The sequence below is a fragment of the Roseiflexus castenholzii DSM 13941 genome, assembly GCF_000017805.1.
In the GTDB taxonomy this organism is placed as follows: Bacteria; Chloroflexota; Chloroflexia; order Chloroflexales; family Roseiflexaceae; genus Roseiflexus; species Roseiflexus castenholzii.
In genome coordinates this window covers 2,369,207-2,387,920 of the sequence record NC_009767.1, presented here as the reverse complement: position 1 = coordinate 2,387,920, position 18,714 = coordinate 2,369,207, and the positions used below count along the sequence as shown (strand labels likewise).

Sequence of the window (18,714 nt, the reverse complement as noted above, 5' to 3'; positions counted from 1 at the left end):
TTCGACTTACACCCGATACACCGCATCCAGGTATCGCCGCAACAGATCACTGACGACGCTGCGGAACGGCAGCGATGCAGCCATACCGTACACCGGCGCCATTCCGCCTCTGGCGCGCGGCTCGCGGCGCACGGCGGCAACTGCATCGCGCAGGTCGGCGATGAAACGATCGGCGACGCCAGGCTGCGTGTGCAGCAAGGTAACGCAGATGTGGATAGCAGGTGGGTGATGCAGCCCGTTGAGGTTCCAGCCGCGCTGCGCCATCTGATCGAGCACACGATAGATATCGAGACGCATTGAAGCGAACGCGATCACCCATAGCGGGTCGCCGAGGACGCGCAACTCTGGAATGGACTCGATGCCGCAGCGGATCCGGCGCGCAGTCTCCAGGATGCGGCGGGTCGCCTCCAGATACCCCTGCTCGCCAATGCTGACCATGGCAGCCCATGCGGCAGCGCTCAGCCCGCCGGGGCGGCTGCCTGCCATCGTTGGCGAAACGTACAACCCGCCGGGCCAGTCGGCAGCAACGTAGTACTGGTAGCGGCGCAGCGCTTCGGTGCGGTAGAGGACAACAGAGGTTCCCTTGGCAGCATACCCGTACTTGTGGGTATCCACTGAGATCGAGGTGACACCGGGAACGCTGAAGTCGAACGGCGGAACGGGGTAGCCGAGCCGACGCGCCCAGGGAAGCACAAATCCGCCGAGACAGGCATCGACGTGCATGCCAATGCGCCGCTCCCTCGCCAGCGCCGCTATGTCGGCGATGGGATCGATGACGCCGTGCGGGAATGAGGGCGCCGATCCAACCAGCGCAATCGTATTATGGCTGATGGCGCGTCGCACAGCCGACACATCGGCGCGAAAGCCGGCATCCACCGGAATGCGCACCAACCGGATGCCGAAATAGTGTGCCGCTTTGTCGAACGCAGCATGCGCAGTATGTGGAACAACCACTTCAGGACGACGGATGCCGCGCCGCTCGCGCGCCCAGTCACGGTAAGTCTTCATCGCCAGCAGAATGCTCTCGGTGCCGCCAGAGGTGACTGTGCCGCAAACGCCGGAGGCGCCACCGAGCATCGACGCGGTCATAGCAACAATCTCAGATTCGTATCTGGCGATGCTGGGCCAGAGATCGACGTGGAGCGGGTTGCTCGCCGCATGGAGCGCATATGCCTGGCTCAAAAACGCCTGATGGTCGGGATCGCCGTGGTAGACGGCGCCTGACACATACCCCTCACGCCAGCGCGGGGTCTCGCGTTCCGCCAAACGACGCATCTCGTCCAGAATCTCGTCGCGGCTGCGCCCGATGGTTGGCAAGCGAGTGATGGCAGGCAGTTCGTTGCGGTATGGCTTGAGCGACGGTTCGATGTCGGCAAGCAGTGCCTCATACCGCGCTTCGAGCCGGCGCTGCACCGCCGGAATACGATGCAGGATCGCCTCGAATGCGGCAACTGCGCGCCTGCCAGCCGACGCAAACGCCTGATGGAATTGGAGTCCGCGCATGTCACCTCCGATTCAGGTGCGCGTAAATATCCCGATTCTGCCGATAGATGCGCACAAACACGCGAAATAATTCGTCATAGATGCGCCGATGCTCGCGGCGCGGGTGAAAGGTCGCAGCCACCGGCGCCTGGATGCGATTGAAGGATTGGCTTCCAATCGCAACTGCCGCAATCAATGCCGCACCACGCACATTGGCAAGAAGCGGATGTGTCGCCTGATGGATAGGACATCCCAGCACATCGGCGAAGATCTGGCACCAGACAGCGGACTGCGCGCCGCCGCCGGTCATGATGACCGCGCCGGGTGAGCGTCGCAGAAAACGGCGCACCGCATCGCGCAACCAGCGCATATTGTAGGCGACCCCTTCCATCACGGCACGCGCTATCTGCGCCCGGGAGGTTGTCAGCGACAGATTGTGAAACCCGCCGCGGAGCGTGTGATCTTCGACCGGGGTGCGCTCCCCGTACAGCCAGGGGGTAAAGATCAGCCCGCCGCTGCCGGGCGCTTCGCGCGCCGCCATGCGGTTCAGCGCCGCATAGAACCCATCCGGGAGCGGCGTCGCCAGTTCATCATCGGCGAACAACAGATTATCGCGCAGGAATGTCAGGCAGGCGCCGGCGCACTCCTGCTCATTGGTGAGCAGATACTTTCCCGGAATTGCCGACGGCAGCGACGCCATGTTGTGGAACAGATCGGTGCGCTTGAACGGCACGTGGCAGACGAACCACGACGACGTGCCCACATACAGATTGGCGTCGTAGTCGCGCACTGCGCCGGCGCCGATAGCCGCTGAATGAATATCCGATGATCCGACCGCCACCGGCGCTCCCGGCTCGATGCCGAGATGCCCGGCAGCTTCTGGAGTAAGCGGACCAAGGATGTCGGTCGCGCGGCGCAAATCGGGCAGTTTCACACGCTCAATGCCGGTCAACGTCAGCAACTGTTGCGCATACGCGACCCGATCAATGGCGCGATTATCGGTCAGCCAGTGGAGCGTGATCGAGTCGAACGACGCAGCGCGCACGCCGGTGAGACGCAGGTTGATGTAATCCTTGGGTTCAAGAAAGACGCTCGCAGAGCGGTACACATCGGGATGCGACCGCCGCAGATACAGGATGTGCGCCAGCGAATCCTTTCCAGCGAGACCAGGAGCGCCGCCGGTGAGCCGAATCCAGGTCGCCAGTTTCGCCAGCCCATACCCGGCAACCTTCGGACGACCGGCAACCAGAGCATGAACATCCGGCGCGCCGCGTGAATCCATCCAGATGATCGCGTTCGTAAGCGGACGATCATCGTTGCCGACCGCGACCGTGCCCGACCACTGCGCCGTCGCGCCGACCGCAGCGACACGGGTGACGCCGGTTGCGGCGGTCAGGCGGCGCGCTGCTATGCCGATTGCCTCCCACCATTCAACGGCGCTCTGCTCTGCGCCTCCGCCCTGCAACAGGTGTAATCGCACCGGCTCGAATTCCCACGCCAGAATATCGCCGCTGGGGGTCACCAACGCAACCTTGGGACCGGAGGTTCCCAGGTCAATCGCCAGGATGGGCTTGTCGGACGTCATTGCCTCCGCTCACGACGCGCTAAATGCTTCATCGACGCTCACGCTGAAGCCTTCGAGCAGTGCCGACGTCACCTGATCGCCACGTCGAAAAACGCCGAGGGGTGTATAGGCGTTGTCGGTCAACGATAGAACTGTGATCGTCTCGTCCTGCGGATTGACAATCCAGTACTCAGGTATTCCTGCTCCAGCATAGTCACGCACCTTATCGACAGTATCGCGTTCTGGATCGTCCTCGCTCACCACTTCCAGCACCAGGTCAGCGCCGAGCCAATAGCGATTCTGCGCTCGCGGATCATCGGCGCGCAGCAGGAGCAGCAGGTCTGGCTCACGGAACGCCGCCGGGCTTACCTGCAACCGGAGCGGTGCAAAAAGAACCAGCCCGCCGCGTGGGTGCAGAAACGCAAAGAACACGCGATACAGGAACGCCAGGATCATCTGGTGGCGTTGCGTGGGCATTGGCAGCACCTCCAGGTTGCCATCGGAGAATTCCACCAGACAGTGCGTATGATCGGTCAGTTTCAGATACTGATCGACCGTCCAGAGACCCTGCAACGGTGCGAGATCGATGGCGACGCCATCGGTTTCTCGCACCAGCAGCATCGGTGAGTCACGTATAGCGGTTGTCATGACATACCCTTTCTACGCCGCCCGATGCACAGCCATTGCGGCGCGCAGACCAGAATCGACCGCTCCCTGGATCCAGGCATGATACAGCGAGGCATGCTCATCGGCAAAATGGAAGCGCCCTTCCGGTTTGACAATCGCATCGTGCAGGAGCGTCTGCTGACCCGGCTCGAAGAGCGCGAATGCACCACCGGCAAACTCGTCATCATGCCACATATAGGACGCGCCAACCTCGAATTCTTCGATGATCTGCGGGTGAATGACAGCGACATTTTCCAGCGCCTGCTCGATCCGGTCGCGCGGCGAGAGCGATCCCCAACGCTGCGCATCTTCCGCCCACGTATAACTGGCGAGCAACACGCCGCGCCCGGTCTCTGCGCCCCAATCGGTGTAGTACAGATTGCGGATGGGCAGATCGGTCACCGTGCCGCCGCCATCGATCCCGTCGTCGGTTTCCCAGAAGCGGCGGCGGCACTGAAAGAAAATCTTGGCGGCGGCATCGTAGTGGAGTTGGCGGATGGCGCGCTGCTTGGCGCGCGAGAATGGTTTGAGCGTCTCGATATGCCGCAGAACCGGGAAAGGAACGGTGATAATTGCATCATCGGCAGTGACCTGAAACCTCCCAGACATCGTCTGGTAATGCACAATCGCGTGCTCAGGAGTCTGATCCAGAGCGATCACGCGCGCGCCATAACGGATTCGCGCGTCGAGCGCCGGAAGAAAGGCATGGACGAACCGATCCATCCCGCCAGCGATCTGGCACATATTGGTGTAGTAATTACCCGCCTCTTCGCGAAACAGCTCCAGGAAGGACGAATTCATCAATGCTTCCTGGTTGTTCAGCAGACCGAACATTTCGATCAGCCCTTCCGACCACCCCTGAAGTTCGAGAAACTCGCGCACCGAATACTCATCGTAAGTCGCATAGATCTGTTCCCATCCCGCCTGCCCGTCACGCTCGACCTGTTCGACCAGTGGACGGATCGTGTCCGCCCAGACATCTCCGGCAAGTCTCCCCTTCTCGGCGGCTGTGGTCTCGAAGCCAAGCGCATCGGGATCGGCGTGCGCCTCTGCCCTGCGGCGTTTCACCCCACCAATGTGGACGTATGTTTGCATGCTGTCCATAATAAAATCGACAGTTGGCAGACCAAATCGTTCAATGTACGCCATCGTCAGCGTATGCGCGCGCGGGATGCGCATAGCGCCCGCTTCGCCGTACAACCCTTCGGTAAACGGCTCGCGCAGCGTGCAGATCCGTCCGCCGACGCGGTTGCGCGCCTCCAGGATCAGCGGGTCGTGCCCGGCGCGCAGCAATTCGTAACCGGCAACCAGCCCGGCAACTCCCGCTCCGACGATCACCACCCGTTTGGGGCGGTGCGGCGGACCGGCGACCGCCGCGATCCCCCGGTGGATGCTATCCAGATACTCAGACGTCGAGAGTTCTTGCGCCATCGATGCGCTCCTGAAGAGATACAAGCGGGTGCACAGTGCAAGTGTAGCATGCGTATACAAGGGTTTGGGCACGATGTGGACGAACGCGACGACGGCTTCAACACGAATACGACCGCCCCCACAGACTCAGTGCATCGTCAAGAGGTATTGATCCGTGTGCATCCGTGCTCGATCCAGGGCAGTCCGCGCGCCCGTGCACGCGATGCGAGCCGGAATATGCACACGTGCTGTCAATGACAACAAGAATACCGCGATTCAGTATTGATTAAGCCAGCGACTGGTGTATAATAGTGGACGCCGAGTTAATAAAGCGTCAAGAGGGGGTGCAGATCGTTCTTACTGAAGGAGGTGATCCTGAATCACGGACAGATTTTCCCTTTCCCGGTACCGCTTTGTTGATCATTGCAGGAGGAACTCGCATGGCACTTGGCGGATTCGCAAACCGAATCGCACATGTGAATCTGACAGCCGGGACGGTGGAGTATCGCGGTATTCCTGAGGACTGGGCACGCAAGTATATCGGCGCCCGAGGTCTTGGGGTGCGCTACATGCTCGAGAATGGTCCACGGGTAGACCCGCTCTCGCCCGACAACCTGCTTTGCTTCATGAACGGACCCCTGACCGGCACTGAAGCGAATATGAGCGGACGGATGGCCATTGTCACCAAATCGCCCCTCACCGGTACCGTCACCGACAGCCACCATGGCGGATGGTCGGCAGCGCGCCTGCGCTGGGCTGGCTTTGATGGCATCCTGGTCAAGGGCAAAGCCAGCGCGCCTGTCTACCTCTACGTTCACGACGACATCGTCGAGATCCGCGATGCCTCTGAGGTTTGGGGTAAGGGCGTACACGAGACGGTCAGGTTCTTCCGTGAGCGCTATGGCGAGAAAGACCTGAGCGTGATCGCCATTGGTCAGGCTGGTGAAAATCTGGTACGGTTCGCCTGCTGGGTCAACGAGGACGACCGTGCCAGCGGACGCGGCGGCACCGGTTGCGTCGGCGGCAGCAAACTGCTCAAAGCGATTGTCATTAAGGCGCCGAAAAAGATGCCGAAAGCCGCTAACCTGGAGGCGTGGAAGCCAGCCCACAAGCGCGCCCTGTCGGCGATCATGGACGAGCGGAATATTACCAGCCCGCGCAAGGGCGGTCTCTCGGTATATGGCACAAACGTGCTGATGAACATCACCAGCACAATGGGCGCTCTGCCGACGAAGAACAGCACGCTGACCTCCTTTGGTCCAGGCGCCGAGAAGATCAGTGGCGAGTATGTCAAAGAGCATATCCTGGTCGATGACCCGACGTGCCACGCATGTCCTGTGGCTTGCAAGAAAGAGGTCGAGATCAAGGAGGGTCCCTGGAAGGGATTGCGCATGGAGAGTCTTGAATACGAGCCAGCCTGGTCGCTTGGCGCGAACTGTGGCAACGACGATGTCAACGCCGTTGCAAAACTGATCGACCTGTGCAACGACTACGGTATGGACGCCATCGAGACCGGGCATCCGATCTCGATCTACATGGAGGCCACCGAGCGCGGCTATACCAACGGCGACGGCGGACTCGTCTGGGGCGACACCATGGGGATGGTCGAACTGGTGCGTAAAATCGCCTTCCGCGAGGGGATCGGCAATGTGATGGCGAACGGCGCCGATGCGACAGCGAAGTACTTCGGGCATCCCGAACTGGCAATGACGGTCAAGGGTCAGGGCGTTCCAGCCTACGATCCGCGCGGTCTTAAGGGCATGGGCATCGCTTACGCAACCAGCAATCGCGGCGCCTGCCACCTGCGCGCCTATACCCCCGCCGCTGAATTGGGTGTAACGCCGTTGGGCGCGCTCAAGGTTGACCCGCTGGCATGGAAGGGGAAGGGTGAACTGACAAAAATCTTCCAGGACCTCCACGCCTTCTCCGACAGCCTCGATCTGTGTAAGTTCAGCGCATTCGCCGAGGGCGCCGAGGAGTATGCCGCCCAATATAGCGCCATGGTCGGGGTGGAATGCACGGCAGAGGATGTGCTCAAGATCGGTGAGCGCATCTATAACCTTGAGCGCTACTACAACAATCTTGCCGGTTTTGGTCCGGGCAGCGACTATCTGCCGGCTCGCTTCACTCAGGAGCCTTCGACCATGCCCGGTTCGCAGGGTCATGTCTGTGAGCTCGACGACATGCTCGCCGAGTATTACGCTGCCCGCGGTTGGGAAAACGGTGTCGTCCCTGAAAGTAAACTGCGCGAACTGGGCATTCTTGACTAGCAGCCAGTAGACGAGGCGGGTGCATCGAAACGCCTGCCTCGTCCTCATGCACCAACTCAAGCGCGATGCAAGTGAATTTCTATGCCACTCTTCGCCCGATTGTCGGCAGTCGAACCGTGCATTTCGATGTTGGCGAGAATCTGACGGTTCAGCAATTGATCGACGCCGTGGTAACGCGCTTCCCGAAACTGCGCCAGGAATTGCTGAACGATGAGGGGAACCTTTATCCCCACGTGCATGTGTTCGTCAATGGTCGCGACGCGCCGTACCTTCCGAACGGGGTCGAAACGCTGATCCAGGCGGGTGATACAATCGATATCTTTCCCGCTGTGGCTGGAGGGTGAAACCGATGGCTGCTCGCTCGATCCGGGCGCCTTGCGTTGCCCGTCCTCGAGTGAGCAATTAAGCAGAACGTAGCCTGTGCGTCAGACCCGCACCTCTTCACCCATCCGATCCACGTTGTAGCCACCCAGCGATTCGACGGCGCTGCGATACGCCGATTCGAAAAGTATCTGCCGCAGTGGCGCCAACAACTCGCTCTCCCAGTGACGACGCGGAACGGCCAGATCATAGCGCTCGCTGAAGAGGGGGATAAAGGCAAGACCAAGAGCGCGCGCAGCGGCGCTGATACCAAGACCCACATCCGCAGCGCCGCTCTGCACTGCCGCAGCAACCGCCATGTGCGTGAACTCCTCGCGCTGATAGCCGGTAATGGCGCTGGGGTCTATCCCTTCCAGACGCAATTGATAATCGAGCAGCATACGTGTCCCCGATCCACGCTGCCGGTTGACGAAGCGCACGCCGGGACGCGCCAGATCACGCAGCCTGCTCAGCCCAAGCGGGTTACCCGGCGCCACGAGAAAGCCCTGCTCGCGGTACGCCAGATGAACCAGCACAATCTCTTCGTCCGGCAATAGACGCCGTATATACGAGGCGTTATACTCGCCGGTCTCCTCATCAAGGAGGTGCACGCCAGCAAGGTGGGCATCGCGACGCTTAAGCGCCATCAGACCGCCCAGGCTGCCCACATTGGCTGAACTGAGGCGCCGACCGGCGCGTCGCACATGACTTGCCAGCAGGTCGAGCGCCAGATCGTGGCTGCCGATGACAACGATGGTTGACTCAATCTCAGCCTGATCGCGCAGGAGTTCGACAGTAACCTCGGCGCCTGCATGGAGACCCTCGGAGAAACGGGGAATGCGCGCGCGTCCGTCGGCACGAACAAGGGACATCACCACACCCGCACCCCGCGCCAGCGGCGTAGCGATGAGTCGCCCATCCACCCGACCCAGCGTGACGCGCACGAACTCATCCTCGCCCAGCGGCGAGAGCAGTTTGCGACTGATCGTCGCCGTCACCTCAGGGCGGGGCGGCGGGGTGAGACCCAGGAGCCGGTACAGCAGTGGACGGAGGAACAGTTCGGCGGTGAGCGCTGCCGATACGGGATAGCCGGGCAGTCCCAGAGCCGGCTTCCCGCCCGCCACACCGAGGATCACGGGGTGTCCGGGACGAATAGCCACTCCATGGACGGCCACCTCGCCAAGTTCAGCGAGCACGGTCGCCGTGTAGTCCTCGGCGCCGGCTGACGATCCGGCATTGACCACAATGACATCGTGGTGGTCGATAGCGCTCACAATGACAGCACGCAACAAATCCTGCCGGTCAGGCACAGGGGGCAGGCGCGTAGGCAGGCCGCCCCACTCCTCGACCATACCGGAGAGGATCAGTGAGTTAAACTCGATGATCTCACCGGCGCGCACCGGATGACCTATCGCCTCGCGCTCGGCAGCCGCTTCGGGCGTGACTAACTCGGTGCCGGTGGGGATAATCGCCACACGCGGACGTCGCCGCACGCTGACAGTTGCGTGACCGGCGGCAGCGATCGCTCCCAGATCGACCGGGCGCAAGCGCACACCTTCAGGGACGACCAGTTCGGTCGCAACGATGTCCTCACCCATCGGTCGCACATGCTGCCAAGGCGCTACCGCAGCGGTGATCGCCACAGTCGTATCGTCGAGCACCTGAACGTGCTCGGCCATCACCACAGCATCAGCGCCGGGCGGCATCGGGTCGCCGGTATCGACCCAGACTGCCTGCTCGCCAAGCGCGAGGGTCAGCGGCGACGACTCGGTCGCGCCGGCGGTCGTGGCGGCGCGCACGGCGATGCCATCCATGGCTGCTGCGTGGTAGTGAGGCACAGAACGGGCTGCCCACACCGGAGCGGCTGTGACGCGGTCCCGCGCCTCAGCCAGAGGAACAGTCTCGCCGTCCAGCGGATGCAGTCCGCCAACGCGCTCAATCGCCGCCTCAAAGCGGGCTACCGCATCATCCAGGGCGCGATCCTCAAGATAGTAGCGTCGTCGTGACATAGAGACCTCTCAATGGCGCTACACCGACGATCATCGTCAGCACTGCGCTGCAAAGCCCTGAGTCAGAACAGCACGACCTCCACCGTATCACCAGCGTACAGCCCGCTCAAATCGAGAGGAACGCGCACAAGACCATCGGCGTGCGCCAGAGTGTAGATCAGATTCGACTTCCCAAACACCGGTTCGGCTCGCAGCGCCCCATCACGCCGCTCGAGGCGCACCGGCACAAAGTCCTCGCGTCCAGGTTTCGAGGCAATATTAAGCGTCAGAACAGCCTGGACGGTCGGCGGGTCCACCTCAAGGGCGCCTTGGAGTCGGCGCAGCGCCGGAGCGACAAAAAGACCAAAGGCGATGATCGCTGAGACCGGGTTGCCGGGCAAGCCGAAGACGGGCCGTTCATCAGCCACGGCAATGATCGTGGGCTTACCAGGGTGAATGGCCACCCCGTGCACCAGCACTCCTGGAGCGCCGAGCGCCTCAATCACGCGGACTGTATAGTCGCGCGCGCTTACCGAACTGCCGGCGGAGAGCACGAGAAGATCGGCGCCTTCGAGCGCGCTGCGCGCCATTCGATCCAAAATGGTCGGATCGTCCGGAGCAATGCCGCAAAGAACAGGCTCACCACCGGCACGCCGCACCAGAGCGGCAATCGTATAACTGTTGATGTCGCGCACTTGTCCGGGCGCCACGTCGGCGTCGGCAGGAATGATCTCGTCGCCTGAGGCAAGGATAGCGACGCGCGGACGGGCAACGACAGGGACGCGCACAATGCCGACGCCTGCCAACCCTCCGAGGTCCTGCGGACGGAGCCGGTGACCGCGGGGGAAGAGCAGATCACCCCGCGATACATCCTCGCCAACGGGGATGACGTTTTCGCCAATCGCCACGGGGCGCACGACTTCGATCATCGTGGGATCGAGGCGCTGCGTATACTCGACCATCACGACGCTGTCACTGCCGGAAGGGAGCATCCCGCCTGTGTGGATGAGCGCAGCCTCTCCCGAAGTGACGGTGAATTCGGGCGCGCGACCCATCGGAACCTCGCCACAGAGTGTCAGGTAGGCTGGAAGACTCTCGCTGGCGCCATAGGTGTCCACAGCGCGCACCGCAAAACCATCCACTGTGGAGCGCGGAAAAGCAGGGAGATCGACCGGTGAGCGCAACTCTTCAGCCAGCACCCGGTCGAGCGCCTCGTGGAGCGGGATCACCTCGCGCCGTGATAGAGGAACGATGTGAGCGCCAAGGCGGGCACGCGCCTCGGCGACGGTCACTACCTGAAACAGATCAGGCATAGACGCTCCTGCTTATGTGAGATAATGGTTGTGAATAATTATACCATTTGGAGCACAGGTCGCAAAAGACGGCAGTAAAGGCAGGTGGCAGGCAGGGACGCCCCGGGTGGGCGCTTTCGGGGATGGTTTCAGGTGGCAGGCAGGTATTGCACATCGCACGTTGAGCGTGGACAGATTACAGGTCGAAAGGTCAGAAAAGCGAACCTCTGATACCACTTCTCAGTTCTCAGTTCTTGAAAAAATCAGGTACCATGACGATATGTAAGTCCTTCCAGCACCATTCAGAGGCCATGATCCCAGACACCATCCTCTCCGGGGCAACAATTTATCCGATGGTCACCGCACCAATGACGTGCGGCGCCATCGCCATTGGCGGCGACCGCATTCTTGCAGCAGGACCGGCGGACGACATCGAGGCGCTTGCGGGAGCATCGACGCGCACGGTGCGTCTGCCGTCCGAATACGCTGTCATTCCGGCGTTTCACGATTCGCATCAGCACCTGTTGAGTTATGTGCGCAGCCGCACCCGCGTGGCGCTATGGGATACGACGAGCATCGCTGCGCTGCTGGAACGGCTGCGCGCGGAAGCGATGCGACGACCGCCGGGGGAATGGATCGTCGCTGTGGGACATGACCAGGGGCGACTGACGGAACGCCGCCATCCGACACGCGCAGAACTCGACGCTGCCGTTCCCGGTCATCCGCTCCTGATCTATCGCGCCTGCAATCATGTGGCGCTGGCGAATTCTGTTGCACTGACGCGCGCCGGCATCACTGCCGCCACGCCCGACCCGCCAGGCGGCCGAATCGAGCGCGACAGTGATGGAAGTCCAACCGGCGTGCTGCTCGAAGCGGCAATGGCGCTGGCAATGCATGTGGTCGAAGCGCCTTCCATCGATTGGCACGCCGGCGTGCGGGATGCAGCACGAGAGTACCACAAACGCGGCATCGTTGCGATTGGGGAAGCGGCGCTCGGGCATATCGCCGGTCTGCATGATCTGAAGATCGTGAACGACCTCATCCGCGATGGTGGTACGGGGCTACGCATGTATGCACTGGCATACGGCGCCGTGGCAGAAGCGATGCTCCAGGCGGCGGAAGCGGGCGAGTCGCAGGAGGCCTGGCGCAACGACGCCTGGTTGCGTTTCGGGGCGATCAAGTATTTCGCCGACGGGACACTCGGCGGCGGGACGGCGTGGCTCAGCGAGGGATATGGCGATGAGCCGGGCAACTCTGGTTTTCCACTCGTGCCAGCAGAAGAACTCGATGCGCGGGTGTTGCGCGCGCATCGCGCCGGATTCCAGGTTGCCATCCACGCCATTGGCGATGCAGCCGTGGCAATGGCGCTCGATGCGTATGAACGCGCACTTACCGCATATCCGCGCGCCAATCATCGTCACCGCATCGAGCACGTCGAAGTTGTGCATGCCGGGTTGCCGGAGCGCTTCGCGCGCCTGGAGGTGATCGCCGCCATTCAGTCGTGCTTCACCTGGTGGGAAGAAGGCGACGTGACCAGGTTAGGACCCGGGCTGGCGCCGTGGGGGCACGCCTGGGGCGCCTTGCAACGCGCCGGGGTCATCCTCGCCAATGGATCAGATAACCCGGTGTTGCCAGATTTCGCGCCCCTCCAGGGGATTGCGGCGGCAGTGACGCGCAAGGCGCACAATGGTCGCACAATCGCCGCACATCAGGCAATCGGTTTGATGGATGCGTTACGTAGTTACACCTGGGGCAGTGCGTATGCCGCCTTCGCCGAGCATGAGCAGGGCGCGCTGGCGCCGGGCATGTACGCCGATATTGCCGTGCTCGATGGCGATCCGCTAACTGTTGAACCTGAGCGCATACCGGAAATTTCCGTCGTCATGACCATTGCTGGCGGGAAGATTATGTACGAACAATGAGACATCCTATGCCGTTGACGCTTCTGAACACATCACTCCGCTATATCCTGCGCCATCCATGGCAATTTGGTCTGGCAGTGCTGGGGGTTGCTTTGGGGGTTGCCGTGGTGGTCTCCATCGACCTGGCGAACGACAGCGCGCGACGGGCGTTTCTCCTTTCAACGGAGACGTTGACCGGGCGCGCAACCCACCGGATCGTCGGCGGACCTTCGGGTATACCGGAAGAAGTCTACCGCCAGTTACGGATTGATCTGAAGGTACGTGCAGCGGCGCCATTGGTGGAGGGGGAAGCTGTTGCGCCGGATCGCAGCGGATTGACGCTTCGTGTCCTGGGGATCGACCCGGTTGTGGAAGCGCCGTTCCGTCCGTGGCTCGCTGGCGCACCCGGCGAGGGCGCGACGCTTGACCGGACATCCCCGGCGCAGGAGGGGTGCCAGGGATTTGGGTGTTACGGATTGCTGATGACACGCCCCGGCGCGGCGCTGCTCTCAGCGGAAACTGCGCGCGAGTTCGGCATTGCCGGCGGTACGCGCCTGCCCCTGATGATCGGCGCAACGCCGGTCGAAGCGGAAATAGTCGGGCTGTTAGAGCCTGCCGATGACGCCAGCCGACGCGCGCTCGACGGGCTGTTGATCGTCGATGTGGCGACGGCGCAGGAATGGATGGGAAGCGTTGGCAGGTTGAGCAGCATCGACCTGATCGTTCCCGAAGGTGCGGCAGGGGAGGCGCTGCTGCAACGGATTGCCGCGACGCTTCCTCCCAGCGCGCGCATCGAACGCCCTGAGCAACGCAGCAACGCGATCCAGCAAATGACCGCAGCGTTCGAGTTGAATCTGTCCGCCCTCAGCCTGCTGGCGCTGGTCGTCGGCATGTTCCTGATCTACAACACGATGACCTTCTCGGTGGTGCAGCGGCGCACCATGCTGGGAACGCTCCGCTGCATCGGTGTGGCGCGGCGGCAGATTTTTGCGCTGGTGCTGGGTGAAGCGTTGCTGATCGGACTAATCGGCGCGCTGGCGGGCCTGGCGCTCGGCATCGCGCTGGGGCGCGGTCTCGTTGGATTGGTGACGCAAACGATCAATGATCTCTACTTCGCGGTCACGGTGCGTTCGGTCGAATTGTCGCCTGGCGTGTTGTTGAAAGGGTTCGCGCTGGGCGTAGCGGCAACGCTCGGCGCGGCTGCGGTTCCGGCGACGGAAGCGACGCTGACCCCGCCGCGCACCGTGCTGCGCCGTTCGTCATATGAAGAACGGATACAACGGGCGGTGCGCACCGCCGCGCTCGTCGGCGCGGCGCTACTGGCGGTCGGGCTTGGGTTACTCGCCGTTCCGGGGCGCAGCCTGACGTTAAGTTTCGGCGGGTTGCTGGCGCTCACCATTGGCGCAGCCGCGCTGACACCGCTCATCACGCAAGGTCTCGCCAACATCGCGCGCCCGGCGACCGGTCGCGCCTTCGGGCTGCTGGGGCGGATGGCAGCGCGCGACATTGTAGCGTCGCTCAGCCGCACGTCGGTTGCGGTCGCTGCCCTGATGATCGCCGTCTCGGTCACGATTGGCGTCGGTCTGATGGTGAGCAGTTTTCGCACAACGGTCGAGCGCTGGCTGGAAAACACCATCCGCGCCGATATTTTCGTCTCCGCGCCAAGCGCGCGCGGCAACCGTCTTGATTCGCCGCTGCCGAACGAAGCGATTGCTCGCATTGTCGAAGCGCCGGGCATCGAACGCTACCGCCGCTACCGCAGCGCGACCATCGAGAGCAGCGTCGGTCCGCTGTTGACCATTGCGCTGGATGTCACCCCGGCGGATTACCGGGTCTTCCAGTGGGTTGGCGCTGTCGATGAACCTGCCGTCTGGCGGGCGTTCGCCAGCGGTGCGGCGTTGATCTCGGAGCCGCTGGCATACCGCCACAATCTGCGCCCTGGCGATACGCTGACCTTGCTGACCGACCGCGGCGAGCGGCAGTTCCCAATTGCCGGCGTCTTCTACGATTACGGCAGCGACCAAGGCGTGGCGATGATCGACCTTGCCGTGTACCAGGCATGGTGGGATGACGGGGCGCTCTCGTCGCTGGGGGTGTATGTTGAACCGGGAGTGGATGTCGATGAACTGGTGCGCGACCTGCGCGCGCGCATGCCGCCTGGTCTGGCGGTCAATATCGTCTCGAACCGCGGGTTGCGCGAAACCTCAATGGCGATTTTCGACCGCACGTTTGCGATCACGACCGTCTTGCAACTTCTGGCGACGATCGTGGCATTCATCGGCATTCTTTCGGCGCTCATGGCGCTGCAACTCGAACGGGCGCGCGAGATGGGGGTGCTGCGCGCCAACGGCTTGACGCCGCGCCAGTTGTGGGGGCTGGTCGTCGGGCAGACCGGGTTGATGGGGTTATTCGCAGGAGTGCTGGCGATTCCGGTTGGGGTGATGATGGCGGCAGTGCTGGTCTATGTCATCAACCGTCGTTCGTTTGGCTGGACGCTTCTTTTCGAGTTGAACGGCGCACTGTTTGCGCAGGCGGTTGCCGTGGCAGTCGTAGCGGCGCTGCTGGCGGGACTGTACCCGGCGTGGCGCATGGGGCGCACCTCACCGGCGCTGGCGTTACGCGAGGAGTAGGGGTCGCAAAGCAAGAACCGAGCACCGAGAACTGGTACCAATACTGCGAAATACCATGGGGTTTGAGGAGTTAATTCGGTATCGCTCAGTCTGGACCATGCAGGCGAGCTTCGCTTACGACACCCCAAGCACAACTAGGCGGCGATGCCGTCTAGCCCGCGCAGGCGGGCTTCGCTTTCCGTAGCCTGCGGCTTCAGCCGCCGGGCGGGTAGGCGGATAGCAGAGTATTTCTGCAAAGTCCATCCGCAAACGCTTAGAGCGTAGCATCGGGGGCGTTGGCGAAGAAATCGGCAATGCTCGCCTGGATCGGCAACGTTGGGGAAGCCAGGACTCCGGTTGGCGGAATGGTATCGACGGTCTGGAAAAGTTCAGCCACAGGGTCTGGCTCGCTGCACACCAGCGCATCGCGTTCGGCAGGGCGAACAATCCAGTATTCCGGCACGGCTGCGCGCGCATATGCTTTGCGCTTAATATCAAGGTCCTGCTCAGAGTTCGATGGCGAAACAACCTCCACGATGAGGTCTGGCACGCCATAGATGCGCCGATCATGGATGATGCCCAGGTGCGCCGTCTGAACAACAAGAATATCCGGCTGCACCGGATCACAGCCGGGCATAAAAACCCCGATCGGCGCCCACAGGGTGACGCCGAGGTTTAGATCGTCAATCTGAGCAAAGAGCGCGCGCACAATCTGGCGAACAATCCACTGGTGAAATGCGCTGGGCGCGGTCGTCATATACAGAATCCCATCGATCACCTCATAGCGATTGCCGTCATTGGGAAGCTGTTCCCAGCGCTCACGGCTCCAGTCGGCGCGCAGCGATCGCAGCACGCGATCAGGACCGGCATGCACGATTGTCATTGCACGTCTCCCCCGTTGAACGTAAACGCCAGCGCCGATTGCAGAGTCGCTGCCGTGCGCATGCTGTGCAAATCGGCGCCCAGACTGATGAGCGTCTGCGCCACCTCGGGACGGATACCGGCGACAATCGTTTCAGCGCCCATCAAACGCGCTGCCTGCGCCACCTGGAGCAGCGCCGCCGCGACGTGACTGTCGATGACGGCAACCCCGGTCACATCGATAATCAGGATGCGCGCGCGGGTGCGCTCAAGGGACTGAAGCGCCGAAGCCAGCAACTGCTGGACCCGGCTGGCATCGATACTTCCGATTAGCGGAATAACCAGGGTATCGTTGCGGACGGGAATGACCGGCACCGTCAGATCGGCGATCATCTGGTTCAGGTGCTGTTGCGCGCGAAGGCTTTCCTCTAACCGCGCAACGACTGCGCGTTGTTCGTCGGTAAGACGGCGGTAAGCAGCGGTTCGCTCTTCAATATGCGCCTCCAACGTTGCATTTGCGACCTCAATCTGTCGGTTCGCTTCTTCGGCGCGCCGACGAGACTCATCGACATCCTTCAGCGCCGACGACAGACTGCGCGCTCCAATGAAGGAAATGAACGCACTGACTATCAGCAGAATGGTGAGATGGGCGGACGCCAGATCAAGATTGATCGCGGTTCGGGTTTCGGCGGGAACCCTTACCAGCACACCCGCCACTGCGGCGAGGCAGATTCCAAGGACCACCCATATCTGGCGCGGAGGGAGCAGGACGCTGGCCAGCAAAACGCTGATGAGCAAATAGAAGGTGTTGAAGGGCGAATTTGGGTTGAGGAATACACCGCTCAGTGCGCCAATGCCACTGACGACAATCAGAACATATGCGCCTGCGGTAACGAATCCTTTCTTTCCGAGCACGGCTGCCACAGCAAACACCAGCACCGCCAGCCCAAGGTTGCCGAAGCGCCCCACCGATGGTTGAAGCAGGATCAATCCCATCCCGACACTCAACAAAAGCGCGATAACACCGAGCGACAGGGAGACCAGGATGCGTCCACGACGCTGATCGTCAGGATTACGGGCAGTGACGTTAGTGAGGGTGGCAAACAAGTGGGTCATAGCGACGCCCTCCGGTGAAGCATGGGCATTGTGGATGAGTATTATTGTTATTCTATCATGCCGGGCAAAAGGTTGAAAGATGATAAAGAAAAGATGGAACTGAAGGCGGGAACCGCTTCAACTGTGCGGTTGGCGCCGCGCGTCGCCGCCCAAGGAAGAGCGCGGGCAGCGTGGATCGCAAACCGGAGCCTCGGAGACCGATCGCCTTTCTGCGGTATAATACCAATTACGATTGACGATGCCGCATGCGTGTCATGCCGAGCGCAGCGACGGGTCATGCCGAGCCCTTCGCTTCGCTCAGGGTAAACGCAGCGAGGAATCTAAGCGGGTCGCGCAAGACCCCTCGCGCAGCTCGGGGTGACCATGCCGGATGGTCACAGGGAATTGGTATCATACGCCTGTCCTTGCACGAACTCCCACCGGTGATCCGGCATATAACACCATTCAGAGAGTGCCGTATGAATAGCAGCCGTGAACGCATGCTCGACCGTATTCGCGCCAGTCTGGGCGCGACACGCCCGTTTCTGGAGGCGGAGTCGGCGCGCGCATCACACATACCGCCACCGTTCGTCCATCCAATCACGCACGACGACCTGGCGCAGCAGTTCGCTGCCGAGTTGACGAAACTCCAGGCGTATCCCCATCTCTGCACCGACGACGAAGCCGCACTGGAGATCATCGCCGGCATTCTTGAACAGCACGGAGCGCAGGAAGTCATTACGTGGGATCTGGCGCAGATCGATCTGCCAGGTCTTGCCGATCTGCTCCATCAGCGCGGCGTAACGCGCCTCGATGGGCGGATCGAAGGCGATCCAGCGCAACGCCAGGCATCACTTCAGGCACACGAGCGCGCGCCGGTGTGTATTGCCGGCGTCGACGCGGCCATTGCCGAGAGCGCCACGCTCGTGATCCATAGCGGCGCAGGACGAGCACGCATGGCATCGTTGCTCGCTCCAGTCTTCATCGCCGTGGTGCGTCGCACACAACTGACGCGCGGTTTGGGAGAAGCCATCGAGCGCATCAAACAGAAGTACGGCGATCTATTTCGCGATGCCAGCGCGCTGACCCTGATCACCGGCCCAAGCCGCACCGCCGACATTGAACTGACGCTGACCCTTGGCGTGCATGGACCGCGTGAGGTGCATACGGTCATTATCGGGTAGAACCGACAATGCTTCAGCGGATGCGGAAGTGG

Annotated in this window: 13 protein-coding genes; 5 read left to right on the top strand and 8 right to left on the bottom strand. The window is 61.9% G+C overall.

What is annotated here, in order from left to right:
* Positions 1–6 precede the first annotated feature (6 nt).
* The 4 genes from RCAS_RS09575 to RCAS_RS09560 are packed head-to-tail and all read right to left on the bottom strand — an operon-like array spanning position 7 to position 5,143.
* The gene (locus RCAS_RS09575) at positions 7–1,503 is read right to left on the bottom strand and encodes a pyridoxal phosphate-dependent decarboxylase family protein (RefSeq protein WP_012120383.1); all 1,497 of its coding nucleotides are present in this window, start codon (positions 1,501–1,503) and stop codon (positions 7–9) included.
* 1 nt (position 1,504) lies between these two features.
* Complete coding sequence (locus RCAS_RS09570) at positions 1,505–3,067, bottom strand: xylulokinase (protein WP_012120382.1); 1,563 nt, start codon at positions 3,065–3,067, stop codon at positions 1,505–1,507.
* A gap of 9 nt (positions 3,068–3,076) precedes the next feature.
* Positions 3,077–3,694, bottom strand: a complete 618-nt coding sequence (locus tag RCAS_RS09565) for a Uma2 family endonuclease (protein ID WP_012120381.1) — start codon at positions 3,692–3,694, stop codon at positions 3,077–3,079.
* A 12-nt stretch (positions 3,695–3,706) separates the two neighbouring features.
* Positions 3,707–5,143, bottom strand: a complete 1,437-nt coding sequence (locus tag RCAS_RS09560) for a flavin monoamine oxidase family protein (protein WP_012120380.1) — start codon at positions 5,141–5,143, stop codon at positions 3,707–3,709.
* A gap of 419 nt (positions 5,144–5,562) precedes the next feature.
* Here RCAS_RS09560 and RCAS_RS09555 point away from each other — a divergent pair, with 419 nt between their 5' ends.
* Both RCAS_RS09555 and RCAS_RS09550 read left to right on the top strand, forming a co-directional pair.
* A complete protein-coding gene (locus RCAS_RS09555) occupies positions 5,563–7,392 on the top strand; it encodes an aldehyde ferredoxin oxidoreductase family protein (RefSeq protein ID WP_012120379.1) in 1,830 nt (609 codons plus the stop codon).
* 65 nt (positions 7,393–7,457) lie between these two features.
* Positions 7,458–7,736 (top strand): ubiquitin-like small modifier protein 1, encoded by a 279-nt coding sequence (locus RCAS_RS09550; RefSeq protein WP_012120378.1) that lies wholly within the window; start codon positions 7,458–7,460, stop codon positions 7,734–7,736.
* 81 nt (positions 7,737–7,817) lie between these two features.
* On the opposite strand, the gene RCAS_RS09545 is transcribed toward RCAS_RS09550, so the two are convergent.
* A complete protein-coding gene (locus RCAS_RS09545) occupies positions 7,818–9,761 on the bottom strand; it encodes a molybdopterin biosynthesis protein (protein WP_012120377.1) in 1,944 nt (647 codons plus the stop codon).
* Positions 9,762–9,823: 62 nt separating this feature from the next.
* Positions 9,824–11,053: a molybdopterin molybdotransferase MoeA gene (locus RCAS_RS09540; protein WP_012120376.1), complete on the bottom strand. Its 1,230-nt coding sequence runs from the start codon at positions 11,051–11,053 to the stop codon at positions 9,824–9,826.
* A 290-nt stretch (positions 11,054–11,343) separates the two neighbouring features.
* Between RCAS_RS09540 and RCAS_RS09535 the strand changes: the two genes are divergently transcribed.
* Together RCAS_RS09535 and RCAS_RS09530 are read left to right on the top strand one after the other, a co-directional pair.
* Positions 11,344–12,954: an amidohydrolase gene (locus RCAS_RS09535; protein ID WP_041330518.1), complete on the top strand. Its 1,611-nt coding sequence runs from the start codon at positions 11,344–11,346 to the stop codon at positions 12,952–12,954.
* An 8-nt stretch (positions 12,955–12,962) separates the two neighbouring features.
* Positions 12,963–15,563, top strand: a complete 2,601-nt coding sequence (locus RCAS_RS09530; RefSeq protein WP_041330516.1) for an FtsX-like permease family protein — start codon at positions 12,963–12,965, stop codon at positions 15,561–15,563.
* A 253-nt stretch (positions 15,564–15,816) separates the two neighbouring features.
* Here RCAS_RS09530 and RCAS_RS09525 read toward each other — a convergent pair whose 3' ends face one another.
* Both RCAS_RS09525 and RCAS_RS09520 read right to left on the bottom strand, forming a co-directional pair.
* Complete coding sequence (locus RCAS_RS09525) at positions 15,817–16,425, bottom strand: Uma2 family endonuclease (RefSeq protein ID WP_012120373.1); 609 nt, start codon at positions 16,423–16,425, stop codon at positions 15,817–15,819.
* A complete protein-coding gene (locus RCAS_RS09520; protein ID WP_012120372.1) occupies positions 16,422–17,519 on the bottom strand; it encodes an STAS domain-containing protein in 1,098 nt (365 codons plus the stop codon). Before RCAS_RS09520 ends, RCAS_RS09525 begins: the two co-directional genes overlap by 4 nt.
* A gap of 458 nt (positions 17,520–17,977) precedes the next feature.
* Between RCAS_RS09520 and RCAS_RS09515 the strand changes: the two genes are divergently transcribed.
* Entirely contained in the window at positions 17,978–18,682 is a 705-nt protein-coding gene (locus tag RCAS_RS09515; RefSeq protein ID WP_012120371.1) for a LutC/YkgG family protein, read from the top strand.
* Positions 18,683–18,714: the final 32 nt, after the last annotated feature.

Coding starts and splice junctions, on each gene's coding strand:
- RCAS_RS09575 (WP_012120383.1), bottom strand. CDS start 1,503: ATGCGCGGACTCCAATTCCATCAGGCGTTTGCGTCGGCTGGCAGGCGC.
- RCAS_RS09570 (WP_012120382.1), bottom strand. CDS start 3,067: ATGACGTCCGACAAGCCCATCCTGGCGATTGACCTGGGAACCTCCGGT.
- RCAS_RS09565 (WP_012120381.1), bottom strand. CDS start 3,694: ATGACAACCGCTATACGTGACTCACCGATGCTGCTGGTGCGAGAAACC.
- RCAS_RS09560 (WP_012120380.1), bottom strand. CDS start 5,143: ATGGCGCAAGAACTCTCGACGTCTGAGTATCTGGATAGCATCCACCGG.
- RCAS_RS09555 (WP_012120379.1), top strand. CDS start 5,563: ATGGCACTTGGCGGATTCGCAAACCGAATCGCACATGTGAATCTGACA.
- RCAS_RS09550 (WP_012120378.1), top strand. CDS start 7,458: ATGCAAGTGAATTTCTATGCCACTCTTCGCCCGATTGTCGGCAGTCGA.
- RCAS_RS09545 (WP_012120377.1), bottom strand. CDS start 9,761: ATGTCACGACGACGCTACTATCTTGAGGATCGCGCCCTGGATGATGCG.
- RCAS_RS09540 (WP_012120376.1), bottom strand. CDS start 11,053: ATGCCTGATCTGTTTCAGGTAGTGACCGTCGCCGAGGCGCGTGCCCGC.
- RCAS_RS09535 (WP_041330518.1), top strand. CDS start 11,344: ATGATCCCAGACACCATCCTCTCCGGGGCAACAATTTATCCGATGGTC.
- RCAS_RS09530 (WP_041330516.1), top strand. CDS start 12,963: ATGCCGTTGACGCTTCTGAACACATCACTCCGCTATATCCTGCGCCAT.
- RCAS_RS09525 (WP_012120373.1), bottom strand. CDS start 16,425: ATGACAATCGTGCATGCCGGTCCTGATCGCGTGCTGCGATCGCTGCGC.
- RCAS_RS09520 (WP_012120372.1), bottom strand. CDS start 17,519: ATGACCCACTTGTTTGCCACCCTCACTAACGTCACTGCCCGTAATCCT.
- RCAS_RS09515 (WP_012120371.1), top strand. CDS start 17,978: ATGAATAGCAGCCGTGAACGCATGCTCGACCGTATTCGCGCCAGTCTG.